At 72.1% G+C, this 14,710-nt stretch carries 12 protein-coding genes; 3 read left to right on the top strand and 9 right to left on the bottom strand.

Features of this window, described 5'->3' with window-relative positions:
• Positions 1 to 24: 24 nt before the first annotated feature.
• From ACFZBT_RS07495 to ACFZBT_RS07480, 4 genes are all read right to left on the bottom strand, one after another.
• The gene (locus ACFZBT_RS07495; RefSeq protein ID WP_391099543.1) at positions 25 to 1,329 is read right to left on the bottom strand and encodes an Nramp family divalent metal transporter; all 1,305 of its coding nucleotides are present in this window, start codon (positions 1,327 to 1,329) and stop codon (positions 25 to 27) included.
• Positions 1,330 to 1,514: 185 nt separating this feature from the next.
• A complete protein-coding gene (locus tag ACFZBT_RS07490; RefSeq protein WP_391099540.1) occupies positions 1,515 to 1,997 on the bottom strand; it encodes an ATP-binding protein in 483 nt (160 codons plus the stop codon).
• Between the two features lie 73 nt (positions 1,998 to 2,070).
• The gene (locus tag ACFZBT_RS07485; protein WP_391099537.1) at positions 2,071 to 2,982 is read right to left on the bottom strand and encodes an anti-sigma factor RsbA family regulatory protein; all 912 of its coding nucleotides are present in this window, start codon (positions 2,980 to 2,982) and stop codon (positions 2,071 to 2,073) included.
• Positions 2,983 to 3,025: 43 nt separating this feature from the next.
• The gene (locus ACFZBT_RS07480) at positions 3,026 to 5,686 is read right to left on the bottom strand and encodes a LuxR C-terminal-related transcriptional regulator (RefSeq protein WP_391099534.1); all 2,661 of its coding nucleotides are present in this window, start codon (positions 5,684 to 5,686) and stop codon (positions 3,026 to 3,028) included.
• 271 nt (positions 5,687 to 5,957) lie between these two features.
• Between ACFZBT_RS07480 and ACFZBT_RS07475 the strand changes: the two genes are divergently transcribed.
• Positions 5,958 to 7,310, top strand: coding sequence for a M14 family zinc carboxypeptidase (locus ACFZBT_RS07475; RefSeq protein WP_391099531.1), 1,353 nt, complete (start codon positions 5,958 to 5,960; stop codon positions 7,308 to 7,310).
• On the opposite strand, the gene ACFZBT_RS07470 is transcribed toward ACFZBT_RS07475, so the two are convergent.
• The 5 genes from ACFZBT_RS07470 to ACFZBT_RS07450 all read right to left on the bottom strand — a co-directional run bounded on the left by ACFZBT_RS07470 (position 7,307) and on the right by ACFZBT_RS07450 (position 11,674).
• Positions 7,307 to 7,828: a hypothetical protein gene (locus ACFZBT_RS07470; protein WP_391099529.1), complete on the bottom strand. Its 522-nt coding sequence runs from the start codon at positions 7,826 to 7,828 to the stop codon at positions 7,307 to 7,309. The genes ACFZBT_RS07475 and ACFZBT_RS07470 overlap by 4 nt on opposite strands.
• A gap of 65 nt (positions 7,829 to 7,893) precedes the next feature.
• The gene (locus ACFZBT_RS07465; RefSeq protein ID WP_391099526.1) at positions 7,894 to 9,372 is read right to left on the bottom strand and encodes a gluconate:H+ symporter; all 1,479 of its coding nucleotides are present in this window, start codon (positions 9,370 to 9,372) and stop codon (positions 7,894 to 7,896) included.
• A 102-nt stretch (positions 9,373 to 9,474) separates the two neighbouring features.
• Positions 9,475 to 9,885, bottom strand: coding sequence for a RidA family protein (locus ACFZBT_RS07460; RefSeq protein WP_189722954.1), 411 nt, complete (start codon positions 9,883 to 9,885; stop codon positions 9,475 to 9,477).
• The gene (locus tag ACFZBT_RS07455) at positions 9,882 to 10,643 is read right to left on the bottom strand and encodes an IclR family transcriptional regulator C-terminal domain-containing protein (RefSeq protein ID WP_391099523.1); all 762 of its coding nucleotides are present in this window, start codon (positions 10,641 to 10,643) and stop codon (positions 9,882 to 9,884) included. Before ACFZBT_RS07455 ends, ACFZBT_RS07460 begins: the two co-directional genes overlap by 4 nt.
• Positions 10,640 to 11,674, bottom strand: a complete 1,035-nt coding sequence (locus tag ACFZBT_RS07450; protein WP_391099520.1) for a PfkB family carbohydrate kinase — start codon at positions 11,672 to 11,674, stop codon at positions 10,640 to 10,642. The genes ACFZBT_RS07455 and ACFZBT_RS07450 overlap by 4 nt, the downstream gene beginning before the upstream one ends.
• A gap of 133 nt (positions 11,675 to 11,807) precedes the next feature.
• On the opposite strand from ACFZBT_RS07450, the gene ACFZBT_RS07445 reads away from it, so the two are divergent.
• Both ACFZBT_RS07445 and ACFZBT_RS07440 read left to right on the top strand, forming a co-directional pair.
• Complete coding sequence (locus ACFZBT_RS07445; RefSeq protein WP_391099517.1) at positions 11,808 to 13,085, top strand: alanine racemase; 1,278 nt, start codon at positions 11,808 to 11,810, stop codon at positions 13,083 to 13,085.
• 11 nt (positions 13,086 to 13,096) lie between these two features.
• On the top strand, positions 13,097 to 14,710 hold the full coding sequence (locus ACFZBT_RS07440) for an amidohydrolase family protein (RefSeq protein ID WP_391099515.1): 1,614 nt from the start codon (positions 13,097 to 13,099) through the stop codon (positions 14,708 to 14,710).

The raw sequence follows: 14,710 nt of genomic DNA, 5'->3' as shown, positions 1-14,710 counted from the left end.
CCGCCTCCCGGCCCGCCTCGCTGCCTAGAAGAAGTCCCCCCACGGCTGGTCCCAGATCTGCTTCACGCACAGGACGAGGAACAGCAGGCCCGCGATGGCGAGCATGGCATTGCTCAACGGGCCGTTGCGCCACTGCCTCGGCGTACGGCTGGAGTTCAGCAGCCACAGCAGGGTGCCGGCGAGGAAGGGCAGGAAGGCCGCGCCGAGGACGCCGTAGATGATGACCAGACGGAAGGGCTCGTCCTCGAAGAGGAGCACCATCGGCGGGAAGGTGAGCCAGAGCAGGTAGGCGCGGAAGGGCCAGGAGCGTTCGCGCTTGCCGGAGGCGATCTCCTCGCCCTTGACGGCCTCCTTGCCCGACAGCCGTGCCGTGAAGTCGGCGAACATCAGGCTCACGCCGTGCCAGACGCCGATCAGCGAGGTGAACGACGTGGCGAAGAAGCCGATCAGGAAGAACTTCGCCGTCGCCGCGCCGTACTCCGCCTCCAGGATGTCGCCCAGCTGGATCAGGCCCTTGTCGCCGCTCGAGATCGCGATGTTGGCCGAGTGGAGCAGCTCCGCGCCGACGAAGAGCATGGCGATCACGAAGATGCCGGTCGTGGCGTAGGCGACGCGGTTGTCCAGGCGCATGACCTTCATCCAGCCGGTGTCGGTCCAGCCCTTGGCGTTGACCCAGTAGCCGTACGCCGCGAGCGTGATGGTGCCGCCGACGCCGCCGATCAGGCCCAGGGTGTTGAGGATCGAGTCCTTCTCGTCGGGCAGGACGGGGAGGAGTCCGGCGAAGGCGTCGCCGATGTTCGGGGTGACCCGGATGGCCAGGTACACCGTCACCACGAACATGACGCCCACCAGGACCGTCATGACCTTCTCGAACACGGCGTACTTGTTGAACCAGACGAAGACCAGGCCGACCAGGCCGCAGGCGATGGCCCACCACTTCAGGTCCATCACGTCCGGGAACAGCGCCTGCAGCGGCAGCGCGCTCGACGACATCGCCGCCGCGCCGTAGACGAAGCCCCAGACGACGACGTACACGGCGAAGAACCACGTGGTCCAGCGGCCGAGGCTCGCCCAGCCGTCGAACAGGGTGCGGCCCGTGGACAGATGCCAGCGGCCCGCCGCCTCGGCCAGCGAGATCTTCACCAGGCAGCCGATGATCGCGGCCCACAGCAGGGTGTAGCCGAAGTTGCTGCCCGCGATGAGCGTGGCGACCAGGTCACCGGCACCGACACCGGTCGCCGCGACGACGATGCCCGGCCCGATGTACTTCCAGCTCGCCTTACGCGGCTGGGACTCCTGCGCACCCGTGTGATCCGTGATCTCGGCCATACAGATCAAGAAACCGCAAAGAACCCGGCCCGACAAGAGGGCAGGAGCGCAATCACCTCAAGGGGCGCGGGGCTGTGTCGATCTGCGGCTCCGCCGCGTGGGCGCGAGCGACCACGGACAACCCGCAGCCCGGAGACAGGCCGAGGCGGCACAACGCACCGCCCACGGCCCACCCCAGCGGAGCGTCACGGCTGTCGCCGACCACAGCCGTCCGCCCCACACGTACCGAGCTCGAACCACACGGTCTTGCCCGGCCCGTCCCGGTGGCAGCCCCAGCGCCGGGCGAGCGCGTCCACCAGGAACATCCCACGGCCGTTCTCCCCGGTGCCCGCGTCCAGCACCCGCGGCACCCGGCGCTCCGCGTCGGCGACCTCGCAGCGCAGTACGCCGTGCGAGGCGAAGAGGGACAGCCGGAAGCCGCTCTCGGCGTGCACCAGGGCGTTGGTGGCCAGCTCGCCGACGAGCAGCTCGGCGACGTCCGCCACCTCCCCGCGTTCCGCGAGCCCCCAGCCTTCCAGCTGTCTGCGGACCTCCGCGCGCGCCTCGCGGACGGCGGAGAGCCGGGGCCCGTACTCGACGCTGAGGTGGCCCGCTCCCAGGGGTGGCTGGGGGAACGGACCGTACCGTGCGTCGGGGTCCGGGAGGTGGCGCCCGGAGAGTTGCAGCATGGGTCCAGGGTGATCCCCGGGGGTGGTCCGGCGCAGGGGGAGGACTACCCGATCCCCTACCTGCTTGTGCAGGTCACGCGTACTGCAGACGGACCGTGGCGCCCTCGCTGTCGTCGCGGATGTCGACGTACGCGCAGACCTGGCGGGCGTACCACAGGCCCGGTCCGGGGTCCTGGCCGGTGGGCGGTGGCGGGACGAAGCCGGCGAGCGGGTCGTCGACCCGGCGGAGGGAACGCAGTTCGCAGACGCAGGCGGGCGCCTCGCCCCACAGCAGGGCAGCGCCGTCCAGGGGGGCGAGGGCCGCCGCCGTCTCCGCGACGGCCGTCCCGAACAGCTCGGCGTCGGCGGCGGGCAGGCCGCGGGTCCGCGCCCAGGACCGTACGGCCGCGGCGTGCGGCTGGGCGAGGCGCTCGGCGCCGGACGGGGGCAGCGGCAGCGGTACGGCGTCGAGTTCGGCCGCGAGCCGTACCGGGTCCTCGTACACCTCCGTGTCGGGGTGGGTGCGGCGGGCCGCGGCGACGACGGCGGGTCCGGCGGTGCGGGTGTCGTAGGCGCACATGGCGGTGGTGGCCATCGGGGCGAAGAGGGGGTTGGCGAGGGCCTCGTAGCGGATCCACTCGGTGGTCTCGCGGGCCGAACGGCCGGCTCGGCCGCTCCACACGGGCTCCATGAGGAGGTGGATCCGGCCGCCCGGGGCGGCGTGGGCGGCGAGGTAGGCGGCGGCCCGGGCCACGGCGTTGGCGGCGGAGCCGGTGTACCAGTCGGTGTGCGGGATGCAGGTGATGTCCTTGGCGTCGCCGCCGAGGGCGTCCCGGAGCAGGTCCAGGTTGCGGGGGTCGGCGATGGCCACGGGCGGTGGTTCGCCGAGGGCGGCGAGGCCTTCGCCGAGGAAGGGCAGGGCGGCGGCCACGAAGTCCTCGTCGGAGTCGAAGACGGCCATGCGGTGGTCGAACGGGGCGGGTAGGGAGGGCTGTTGGACGGTCATCTGTTCCCCTCGGGAGGTGGGTGGGTGTTCCGGTGCGGGAGGGTCAGTTCTGCGCCGTCACCCAGGCGGCGATCTGACTGCGGTTGCTGAAGCCGAGCTTGCTGAGGATGCGTTCCACATGGCCTTCGGCGGTGCGGCGGGCGATCACCAGGCGGTCGGCGATCTGCTGGTTGGCGAGCCCCTCGGCGACCAGCCGGGCGACCTCCGACTCGCGGCGGGTCAGGCGGACCGCGGTGTCGTCGTGCGGGGCCGGGGAGTCCCCGGGGCGCGGGCGGACCGGCTCCTGGAGGGCCTGGCCGACGAGTTCGGCGAGGCCGAGTCCGCCGCCGCGCCGGTGGGCCCGCTCGAAGGCGTCCCGGCCCAGGGCCCGGCCGGCCCGCTCCTCGCTGTCCCGGCGTACGGAGTTGAGGGTGTGCGCGCCCCAGCGGCCGGTGTCGATGTCGGCCCAGACGCGGTCGGCGCCGCCCATCAGCAGGGCCGCGTGCCGGTGGTTGCCGCGTTCGGCGGCGATCGACGCGAGCAGGTCGAGGGTCAGGGCGATGCCGATGATGTCGTGGACGGCGTGTTTGAGCCGCAGTGCCTCGCGAGCGTGCCGCTCGGCCCGGGGCCAGTCGCGGCGGACGGTGTGCGCGAGGGCGAGGATGCGCAGCACGTACGACCGTACCCACTGCTCGCCGTGCCGCTCGCAGAGCAGCAGGGCCCGCTCGCAGACCTCGACGGCCCGGTCGGCCTCGCCCAGGAAGCCCAGCGCGCAGGCGAGTTCGACCTGGTCGAGGCCTACGAGGCTCAGGTGCTGGCCGGGTACGGGGCCGCGGGCGACGGTGGCTTCGAAGTGCGTCAGAGCCCCGGGCAGGTCGTCGCCGAACAGCCGGATGACGCCGATGACGTACTCGGCGTGGGCGGCCTCGGCGGTGTCGCCCAGGGCACGGGCGAGGGCGAGGGCGTCCGCGGCCTGGCGGCGGCCCCGGGGGAAGTCCTGGGTGGTGGCGGCCAGCAGTCCGGCGACCCAGAGGCCGCGGGCCCGTTCCCGGGTGGGTTCGGGGCTGGCGGCCAGGGCCCGTTCGAGCCAGTACAGGCCCTCGCGGGGGGCGCCGCAGGCGTGCCAGTAGAACCAGAGGGCGCCGGCGAGCCTGAGTCCGGCGCGTTCCTCGCCCGGGGTGGCCAGGCTGAAGTCGAGGGCGGCACGCAGATTGTCCCGGTCGGCGCGCAGCCGCGCGACGGTCTCCGGCTGCCCGGGCCCGAACCAGCCGCGCTCACACTCCTCGGCCTGCCACAGCATCCGGTCCCGCTGCCGCCGCCGCGCGGCCCCCTCCTCCCCCGCCCTCCGCCGCAACCGCTCCAGCCCGTACTGCCGCAACGTGTCCAGCATCCGGTACCGCACCCCGCCGGGCCCCGGCTCCCGGCACAGCACGGACTTGTCCACGAGCCCGGCGACGGCGTCGAGGACCTCATCGACACGGAGCCCGACCGGACCCGGCCCGGCTTGCCGGCTGCCTACGGCGTCCCCGGCGTCATCACCGGCCGGGGACACGTGACACGGAACGGGCCGGGGCGGAGACATGCCGTCGAGGCCGGGCACACCCACGAGCAGCGACCCACCAGGACCAGACACGGCCAGAGGCAACGGCACACCACCCGGACACGGAACGGGCCGGGGCGGAGACCCACGGCCAGGGCCGGGCACACTCAGGAGCAGCGGCCCGCCAGGGCCCGCACCGGCGCGCGGAGCGGGCAGGGAATGGCGGCTGAGCACGGGCCCCGGCGCGATCCCGTCGACCGGGTCAAGGGCGGGGGGCGTCGGGTCGTCCGCGCACACCGCCTCCGCCGTCTCCAGGTCGAAGCCGCCCGGCAGGACCGACAGGCGGGACCAGACCACCTGCTCGGGGCCGGTGCACAGGTCGTGGCTCCAGGCGACCGCCGCCCGCAGGGTCTGGTGGCGGGGCAGGGCCGCGGGGCTGCCGGTGGTGAGGAAGCGGTAGCGGTCGTCGAGGCGGTCGAGGAGCTGGTCGACGTCGAGGACGCGCATCCGGACGGCGGCGAGTTCGATGGCCAGGGGCAGGCCGTCCAGGCGGCGGCAGAGGCGGGCCACGGAGGCCAGGTTGCCGGGAGTCAGGCGGAAGCCGGGAACGACGGCGGCCGCGCGGTCGGCGAAGAGCGTGAGGGCCGGATAGCCCTCGGCGGCGGACAGGTCGCCGTCCGGGTCGGGCACCTGCAGCGGCCGCACCTCCAGCAGATGCTCCTCGGTGAGGCCGAGCCGGTGCCTGCTGGTGGCGAGGATCCGGACGCCCTCGGTGCCGTGCAGCAGGGCCGCGGCCAGCCGGGCGCACGCGCCCGCCAGGTGCTCGCAGTTGTCGACGACGAGGAGCAGTCGCCGGTCCCGTACCTGCTCGACGAGGGCGTCCAGCGGCGGCTGGGCGGAGTGGTCGTGCAGTCCCAGCGCGTCGGCGGCGGCGAGCGGGACGAGCGCCGGGTCGTGCACCCCGGAGAGGTGCACGAAGCACACGCCGTCAGGGAAGGCGCGCCGCACGCGGGCCGCGATGCGCGCGGCGAGCCGGGTCTTGCCGACGCCGCCCGGTCCGGTGAGCGTCACCAGCCGTGCGCGGGACAGCAGTTCGCGGCCTTCGGTCAGTTCGCCACGCCGGTCGACGAAGCTGGTCGTCTCGGCCGGCAGCTGGTGGTCCCGTCGTGGCGCTGATCCGCCCATGATCAGCCAGTCCTCTGGGGGGTGTGTTCCGAGGACCCGGACAGCCCGGCTCCCCTTGCGCGGATCCTCACTCTCCCCCGCCCCATACATCTATGCACGCGGGAGTCACACCCGTGGGTGTACTTCGCCCGTGACACCTCGACGGCCACGCCGCACGCGTACACTGCGCGACCGTTTTCAGTCTTGACCTGCTCATGCCATTAGCAGAACGATTGCGCCACCCGCACTACGTACGTCGCACGAACAACCCCACCTCCCACAAGGAGATTTCATGCGACTTCGCATACGAGGCTCCGGGCCCGGCACGGGCAGACGCACCGCCGCCCTCGCCGCCCTTCTCGCACTCGCCCTCGCGGCGCCCCTCTCGGCGACGGCGCCGGACGCCACCGCCGACAGCGCCCCCAAGGCGGCCCCCTCGGCCGACGACGTCAGGCAGTACGAGGTCCATCTGCACGCGACGGCCAAGGACCGCACGGCACTTCAGCGCACGGGCGTCACCGTGGACGAGTCCCACAGCCACGGTGTCGTCGTCTCCGGGCGCGCGGACCAGATCAGGAAGCTGCGCGCGCTGGGCTACGAGGTCACCGCGCTCGGCGCGGTGCCCGACCGGTCCGCGGGCGAGGACGACGTCCGGATCCTCGACTTCCCGTCCGCCGACTCGCGCTACCACAACTACGCGGAGATGACGACCGAGATCAACTCCATCGTCTCGGCCAACCCGTCGATCGCGAGCCGGCGCGTGATCGGCAAGTCGTACCAGGGCCGGGACATCGTCGCCCTCAAGATCAGCGACAACGTGGGCAGCGACGAGGCCGAGCCGGAGGTGCTGTTCACGCACCACCAGCACGCCCGCGAGCACCTGACCGTCGAGATGGCGCTCTACCTGCTGCGTGAGCTGACCTCCGACTACGGATCCGACTCACGCGTCACCAGCATGGTGAACAACCGCGAGATCTGGATCGTCCCGGACCTCAACCCGGACGGCGGCGAGTACGACATCGCCACCGGGTCGTACCGCTCGTGGCGCAAGAACCGCCAGCCCAACTCGGGTTCGTCGTACGTCGGCACAGACCTGAACCGCAACTGGAACTACCGCTGGGGCTGCTGCGGCGGCTCCTCCGGCTCGGCGTCCTCCGACACCTACCGGGGCACGGCGGCCGAGTCCGCACCCGAGGTGAAGGTCGTCGCCGACTTCGTGCGCAGCCGGGTCGTCGGCGGGAAGCAGCAGATCAGGGCCGGTGTCGACTTCCACACGTACAGCGAGCTGGTGCTGTGGCCGTTCGGCTACACGTACTCGGACACCACGACCGGGATGACCGCGGACGACCACGCGGCGTTCAAGACGGTCGGGCAGAAGATGGCCGCGAGCAACGGCTACACGGCGGAGCAGTCGAGCGACCTGTACATCACGGACGGGTCGATCGACGACTACCTCTGGGGCACGCACAAGATCTTCGGGTACACGTTCGAGATGTATCCGAGGTCCGGTGGGGGTGGGTTCTACCCGCCCGACGAGGTGATCGAGCGGGAGACTTCGCGTAACCGCGATGCGGTGCTGCAGCTGCTGGAGAACGCCGACTGCATGTACCGGTCGATCGGTAAAGAAACCCAGTACTGCGGTTAGGTGCGCGGTTCCTCGCGCCCCTCGGGTTCGGCGTCCTCGAAGTAGGCGTCGAGTACCGCGTCCAACTGCTCGTCCCACTCCGTGAAACGGCTCCTGGCCGGTGCCTCGATCTCGATCGGGTACCAGCGCCGGTCAGGGGTGTGGACGGTGACGGTGTAGCGCTTGCCGAAGCGGGCGGTCTCCGTCTCGACCGCGCCGATCTCGTCCCAGCGGAACTCGCATTCCTGGTCGTCCAGGGAGAGTCGTACCCCTCTGTGGTCGGCGACCAGTTTCGCGCGGCGGTCGGAGGCCTCGAAGACGGGACCGCCTTCCGATGCGGCGTCCTCCACCGGCTCCGGGGCGGCCTCTTCGGCCCCCTCGGTCTCCTCGGCGTCTTCGGCCTCCGCGACCTCGGGCTCCTTCTCCGGCTTCTCGTCCTCCGTCCGTCCGGACGCGGGTGACGTGAGCCCGGGGATGAAGGCCGGGTCGAATCCGGCGCCTTCCAGGGGCTGGCTGCTCGAACCTATGCGCTGCTCCACAGCGCAGCAGTATGGTCGACAAACCTGTGCGGCACACAGCCAGCCCCGGCATCGTTATGAGACGCCTACACGAACAGGCTCAAAACCGCCGCCACGACGAACCCCGCGACCGAGAGCACACTCTCCAGCACGGTCCAGGTCTTGAGCGTGTCCCGCTCGCTGATGCCGAAGTACTTGGCCACCATCCAGAAGCCGCCGTCGTTGACGTGCGAGGCGAAGATGGAGCCGGCCGAGATGGACATGATGACCAGGGCGACGAAGGCCTGGGAGTGGTCTCCCTCGGAGAGGAGCGGCGCCACGATGCCCGCCGTCGTCACGATGGCGACCGTCGCCGAGCCCTGGGCGACGCGCAGGACCACGGAGATCAGGTAGGAGAGGACGATCACCGGCAGGCCCACGTCGTTGAACGTGTCGGAGAGGGCCTGGGCGACGCCGCTGGCCTTGAGGACGGCGCCGAAGACGCCGCCCGCGCCGACGACGAGCAGGATGTTGCCGACCGGCTTGAGGGACGCCGTGGACACCGTCTCCAGGGACTTGCGGGACCAGCCGCGCCGGATGCCGAGCAGGTAGTACGCGAGGAACAGGGCGAGGGTGAGCGCCACGAAGGGGTTGCCGAAGAACTCGATCACCGAGCGGAGCGTGGAGGGGTCCAGGGCGATCGAGGAGAACGTCGCGGCCAGGATCAGGACCAGCGGGGTGCCGATGATGCCGAGGACCGTGCCGAGGGAGACAGGCTGCTCGCGCGGCTCGGTGCCGGTCGCCCGCTGCTCGTCGAGGACGGCCTGCTTGGCCTCCTCCGACGCCTCGACCATGTCCTGCGGCACGGCGACGAAGATGCGGCGGCCGATCCACGCGGAGTACGCCCACGCGGCCAGCACGGCGGGCAGTCCGCAGACGATGCCCATGAGGATGACCCAGCCGAGGTCGACGTGGAGGAGTCCGGCGGCGGCCACCGGGCCGGGGTGCGGCGGCAGGAAGGCGTGGGTGACGGAGAGGCCCGCGAGCAGGGGCAGACAGTAGAGCAGGATCGACTTGCCGGAGCGCTTGGCGGCGGCGTAGACGATCGGGGCCAGGACGAAGATGCCGACGTCGAAGAAGACCGGGATGCCGAAGATCAGGCCCGTGAGGCCCATGGCGAGGGGGGCGCGCTTCTCGCCGAACAGGCCGAGCAGACGGCCCGCCAGCACCTCGGCGCCGCCGCTGACTTCGAGGATCGCGCCGAGCATGGTGCCGAGGCCGATGATGATGGCGACATGGCCGAGGATGCCGCCCATGCCGGACTCGATGGTGGAGACGGCGTCCGACTTCTGGACCGTGCCGAAGAGTTCGGTGACCGAGAGACCGGCCGCGAGGCCGACGGCTATGGAGACCGCGAGCAGCGCGACGAACGGCTGCAGTCTCATCCTGATGATGAGGAACAGCAGGAGCCCGATACCGAGGGCGGCGGTGAGCAGCAGTCCGGCCGTGCCGTCCACGAGGAGGAGCAGGCCTCCGGTGTGGGGTGGGGTCTCGGCAGGGGCGGACGCGGCGAGCGGAAGGGACATTCGGGGGTCCTCTACGTAAATGCATGCGGTTTCGGGGTAGGGGGGAGCGCGGCGCGGCGCACCGGTGGCGCCGCGCCTGAACGAGCGAGGTGGGGTGGAGGGTCAGCCGAGTACGGCGAGCGCGTCGATCTCGATGAGGAGACCCGCGGGCAGGCCGACGTAGACCGTGGTGCGCGCGGCGGGCGGCTGGGTCAGGCCCTGCTCCTCGAAGTACGCGTTGTAGATCGCGTTCATCTCGGCGAAGTGGTCGACGTCGGTGAGGTAGACGCGGATCATCATCACGTCGTCCCAGCCGGAGCCGCCCTCCTCCAGGATCGCCTTGACGTTGGCCAGGGTCTGGAGAGTCTGCTCGCGCAGGGTCGGCCCGGCGGGGGTGGGCGCCTTGCCCTCCTCGGCGGGCAGGAAGCCGACCTGGCCGGCGACCTGGAGGATGTTGCCCTTCCGCACACCGTGCGAGAACTTCGCCGGCGGCGTGGTGTGGGTCTTCGGGGTGAGTGCGATCTTGTCCGTCATACGGTGCCCTTCACTGGTGTCCTGCCGGAGTACTCGCCGCTGATGGCGTCCGCCGTACGGCGCACCAGCGGCAGGAGGGTGAGGAGTTCGTCGGCGGTGACGACGACGTTCGGCGCGGAGACCGACATCGCGGCGACGACCCGGCCGTCGGCGCCGCGGATGGGCGCCGCGACGCAGTTGATGGACTCCTCGTGGCCGCCGAGGTCGGTGGCCCAGCCCTGTTCGCGCACCTTGTCCAGCTCCCGCAGGAACGCGCCGGCGTTGGGTGTCGAACGGGCCGTGTACGTGGGGTAGTCGAGCTTCTCGGCCACGGCCCGCCGCTCGTGCTCGGGCAGGTCGGCGAGCAGCAGCTTCGCGACGGCGGCGACGGTGATGGCGACCGGTTTGCCGATGCGGGAGTACATCCGCACGGGGTAGCGGCTCTCGACCTTGTCGATGTAGAGGACCTCGTTCTCCTCGTACACGGCGAGGTGCACGGTGTGGCCGCAGCTCTCGTTGAGGCGGACCAGGTGGGGATGGGCGATCTCGCGGACGTCGAGGTTCTCCATCGCCTCCTGGGCGAGCGCGAAGAGGCGGGCGCCGAGGCGGTAGCGCTGGTCGGACTGGCGGTAGACGAGGCCGTGCTCGTGGAGGGTGCGCAGCAGGCGCAGGGCCGTGGACTTGTGCACGTCGAGGCGGTCGGCGACCTGCCCCAGGTCGGCGGGGCCCTCGGCGAGCAGCGGCAGGATGCTCAGCGCGCGGTCGACGGTCTGGCTCATGGCGTACGTACCTCCTCGTCGGCCCGCTGCGTCTCCTCGGTCCAGCCCGGGCCGAGTCGCAGTCTCCCCCATGCGGCGTCGTCCAGGGCGGCGAGCCGGTCGGCGTGCTCCCGGGAGGGGGGTGTGGCGTGGTCGCCGGGGACGGTGAGCGCGGCGGCGGCCATCAGGTGCCCGTGCCGCAGCCGGTCCCGGACGGGCAGGCCGCGCAGGGTGGCGGAGAGGAACCCGGCGGCGAAGGCGTCGCCCGCGCCGACCTCGGCGACGACGTCGACCCGGGGGGCGGGGACGAAGGTGACGTCCCGCTTCTCGAAGACGGTGGCTCCCTTGGCGCCCTGCTTGACGACCAGCACCTCGGGTTCGGGAAGGGCTGCGCGGACGGCCTCGGGACTGTGCAGCCCCCAGGCCTCGTCCTGTCCCACGAAGACGAGGTCGGCGCCCCGGGCGAGGTCCCGCAGGACGCGGGGCGCGTCGGTGTCGCTCCAGAGTCCGGGCCGGTGGTTGACGTCGAAGGAGACCAGGGGGCGGCCGGGCCTGCGGGCGGTCAGCTCGCGCATCAGCTCCAGGCAGCTCGCGGACAGCGCGGGCGTGATCCCCGACAGGTGCAGCACGCGCCCGGCGCGCACCGCCGCCGGCTCGGGGTCCGTCACGCTCATCGCGGACGCGGCGGAACCGGCCCGGTAGTACGCCACCTCGTGCGCGTCGGTGGCCCGGTCCCCGGCGGTGCGGAAGTAGATGCCGGTGGGGCGGCCGGGGTCACGCCGGACGTGTGCCACGTCGACCCCGTACCCGCCGATCGCCTCGACCAGGTGATCACCGAACGGGTCGTCGCCCACCCGGCTCACCCACCGCACGGAGTGCCCGGCGGCGGCCAGTACGCACGCCACGTTCGACTCGGCCCCGCCGATGCCCCGGTCGAAGGAGGGCACGTCGGCGAGCCGCCCCGGCCGGGAGGGCAGGAACGTGACCATGGACTCGCCGAGCGCGACGACGTCCACGACGTCGGGGGCGTTGCAGGGTCCGGTGGGGGTCACGATGCTCGTAGCTCCTGGTCGGTTCAGTGGACGGCCGTTTCATTGACCGCGGGTGGCCGAGATGTTAGACAGCGTGCATCGACATACGCAATGCAGATTGCAGAGAATGCAACACAGCTGATCAGGAGGCTCCATGCCAGTCGACACCGCCGCCGAGTCCCTCGCCCGGCTCGCCGCAGAGCGCGTCGACCACCGCTTCAAGGGCCTCCCGCCGGACGCCGACGGGCTGACGGTGGGCGAGCTGGCCGCCCAGCGACGCGATCTGTTCACCGGCGGCTTCGCCACGCCCGTGCTCGCGCTGTCCGCCGAGCGCCTGGAGCACAACCTGAAGCTCATGGAGACGTACGCGGCCCGGCACGGCCTGGTCTTCGCGCCGCACGGCAAGACCTCCATGGCCCCGCAACTGTTCCAGCGGCAGATCGAACACGGGGCGTGGGGCATCACCCTGGCGGTCCCCCACCAGGCGCGGGTGGCGCGGGCGTTCGGGACCCGGCGGATCTTCCTCGCGAACGAGCTGGTCGACGCGGCGGCCCTGCGCTGGGTCTCCGCCGAGCTGGACGCCGACCCGGACTTCCGCTTCGTCTGCTACGTCGACTCCGTGCGCGGAGTCGAGCTGATGGACGCGGCCCTCGGCGGTTCCGTGCGGCCGGTGGACGTCGTCGTCGAACTCGCGGCCGGGGAGGGCGCCCGGACCGGGGTCCGCACGGAGGCGGAGTGCGCGGCGGTCGCGGACGCGGTGGCGCGCACCCGGACCCTGCGGCTCGTCGGTGTCGCGGGCTACGAGGGCGAGGTGCCGAAGGCCGACCAGGAGCGGGTGACGGCGTGGCTGCGGCGGCTGGTCGCGCTCGCCGTCGGCTTCGACGGGGCCGGGCGCTTCGAGGGCGTGGACGAGATCGTCGTCAGCGCGGGCGGCAGCGCCTGGTTCGACGCGGTCGCCGAGGTCTTCGCGGAGATCCCCGGACTCTCCCGGCCCGTCTGCAAGCTGCTGCGCTCGGGCGCCTACGTCTCGCACGACGACGGCCACTACCGCAAGCTGACCCCGTTCAACCGGGTCCCCGAGGAGGGCGCCCTGGAGCCGGCGTTCCGCCTGTGGACGCAGGTGGTGTCGCGGCCCTCCGCCGAGCAGGCCTTCGTCAACGCGGGCAAGCGGGACGCGGCCTACGACCTCGATCTGCCCTTCGCGCAGGTGATCCGCCGGGACGGCGCCGAGCGCCCGGCCACCGGGGTGTCGGTGACCGGCCTGTCCGACCAGCACGCCTGGCTGAGCACCACGCCGGAGGCGGATCTGGAGGTCGGTGACTGGGTCGGTCTGGGGCTGTCCCATCCGTGCACGTCGTTCGACAAGTGGCAGCTGATCCCGGTCGTGGCGGCGGACGGGACGGTCGTCGACTACGTCCGTACGTTCTTCTGAGGAGGCCCGCGATGGAAGAGCTCGTCATCCGGGACGCGGAGGTCGTGGACGGCTCCGGCGGACCCTCGTACCGGGCCGATGTCGTGGTCGACGGCGGCCGGATCGTGTCGATCGTCAAGGAGGCGGCGGCGGCCGGCTGCCAGCGGCCTCGGGCGCGCCGGGAGCTGGACGCGGAGGGTCTCGTCCTCTCCCCCGGCTTTGTCGACATGCACGCCCACAGCGACCTGGCCCTGCTGCGCGACCCCGACCACAGCGCCAAGGCCGCGCAGGGCGTCACCCTGGAGGTCATCGGCCAGGACGGGCTGTCGTACGCGCCGGTCGACGACCGCACGCTCGGCGAGGTGCGGCGGGCGATCGCCGGGTGGAACGGCTCCGGGGACGACATCGACTTCGACTGGCGGTCGGTGGGCGAGTACCTGGACCGGCTGGACCGGGGGATCGCGGTCAACGCGGCCTATCTGATCCCCCAGGGCACGGTCCGCGCGCTCGCCGTCGGCTGGGAGGACCGCGAGGCGACCCCCGAAGAGCTGGACCGGATGCGGCAGTTGGTCGCCGAGGGCATGGAGCAGGGCGCGGTCGGCATGTCGTCCGGGCTGACGTACACGCCCGGCATGTACGCGAAGGACGCCGAACTGACCGAGCTGTGCCGGGTGGTGGCGTCGTACGGCGGCTACTACTGCCCGCACCACCGCTCCTACGGCGCCGGCGCGCTGGAGGCGTACGAGGAGATGGTCGCGCTGACCCGGGAGGCGGGCTGCTCCCTGCATCTCGCCCACGCCACCATGAACTTCGGTGTGAACAAGGGCCGGGCGCCGGAGCTGCTCGCCCTCCTGGACGAGGCGCTGGCGGCCGGGGCCGACATCAGCCTCGACACCTACCCCTACACGCCGGGCTGCACGACGCTGGCGGCCATGCTGCCGAGCTGGGCGAACGAGGGCGGCCCCGAGACGGCCCTGAAGCGGCTGGCGGACGAGGGGACGGCGGCTCGGATCCGCCACGACCTGGAGGTCACGGGCTCGGACGGCTGTCACGGCGTGCCCATCGAGTGGGACACCATCGAGATCTCCGGCGTGGGCGATCCGGCCCTGGCCGGGTTCGTCGGCCGGACGGTCCGGGAGTCGGCGGACGCGCGGGGCGAGGCCCCCTGGACGACCGCGCGCGGACTGCTGCTGGCCGACCGGCTGGCCCCGACGATCCTCCAGCACGTCGGCCACGAGGAGAACGTCCGGGCGATCATGCGCCACCGGGTGCACACCGGCGGCTCGGACGGCATCCTCCAGGGCGCCAAGCCGCACCCGCGCGCCTACGGCACGTTCCCGCACTACCTCGGGCACTACGTGCGGGAGCTGGGGGTGCTGTCGCTGGAGGAGTGCGTAGCGCACCTCACCTCGCGCCCGGCGGCCCGGCTGCGACTGCCGGACCGGGGCCTGGTGCGCGAGGGGTACGTCGCCGACCTGGTCCTCTTCGACCCGGCGACGGTGGCGGCGGGGTCAACCTTCTCCGAACCCCGCACGCTCCCGACGGGTATCCCGTACGTCCTGGTCGACGGCCGCTTCGTGATCGAGGACGGCCGGCGTACGGACGTCCTGGCGGGCCGGGCGGTCCGAAGAACCGCTCTCGCGTGA

The sequence above is a fragment of the Streptomyces sp. NPDC008137 genome, from assembly GCF_042957035.1.
In the GTDB taxonomy this organism is placed as follows: Bacteria; Actinomycetota; Actinomycetes; order Streptomycetales; family Streptomycetaceae; genus Streptomyces.
Note: the sequence above shows the minus strand (reverse complement) of the source record. Positions and strands in the feature narration are given on the sequence as shown.

Coding starts and splice junctions, on each gene's coding strand:
- ACFZBT_RS07495 (WP_391099543.1), bottom strand. CDS start 1,329: ATGGCCGAGATCACGGATCACACGGGTGCGCAGGAGTCCCAGCCGCGT.
- ACFZBT_RS07490 (WP_391099540.1), bottom strand. CDS start 1,997: ATGCTGCAACTCTCCGGGCGCCACCTCCCGGACCCCGACGCACGGTAC.
- ACFZBT_RS07485 (WP_391099537.1), bottom strand. CDS start 2,982: ATGACCGTCCAACAGCCCTCCCTACCCGCCCCGTTCGACCACCGCATG.
- ACFZBT_RS07480 (WP_391099534.1), bottom strand. CDS start 5,686: ATGGGCGGATCAGCGCCACGACGGGACCACCAGCTGCCGGCCGAGACG.
- ACFZBT_RS07475 (WP_391099531.1), top strand. CDS start 5,958: ATGCGACTTCGCATACGAGGCTCCGGGCCCGGCACGGGCAGACGCACC.
- ACFZBT_RS07465 (WP_391099526.1), bottom strand. CDS start 9,372: ATGTCCCTTCCGCTCGCCGCGTCCGCCCCTGCCGAGACCCCACCCCAC.
- ACFZBT_RS07460 (WP_189722954.1), bottom strand. CDS start 9,885: ATGACGGACAAGATCGCACTCACCCCGAAGACCCACACCACGCCGCCG.
- ACFZBT_RS07455 (WP_391099523.1), bottom strand. CDS start 10,643: ATGAGCCAGACCGTCGACCGCGCGCTGAGCATCCTGCCGCTGCTCGCC.
- ACFZBT_RS07445 (WP_391099517.1), top strand. CDS start 11,808: ATGCCAGTCGACACCGCCGCCGAGTCCCTCGCCCGGCTCGCCGCAGAG.
- ACFZBT_RS07440 (WP_391099515.1), top strand. CDS start 13,097: ATGGAAGAGCTCGTCATCCGGGACGCGGAGGTCGTGGACGGCTCCGGC.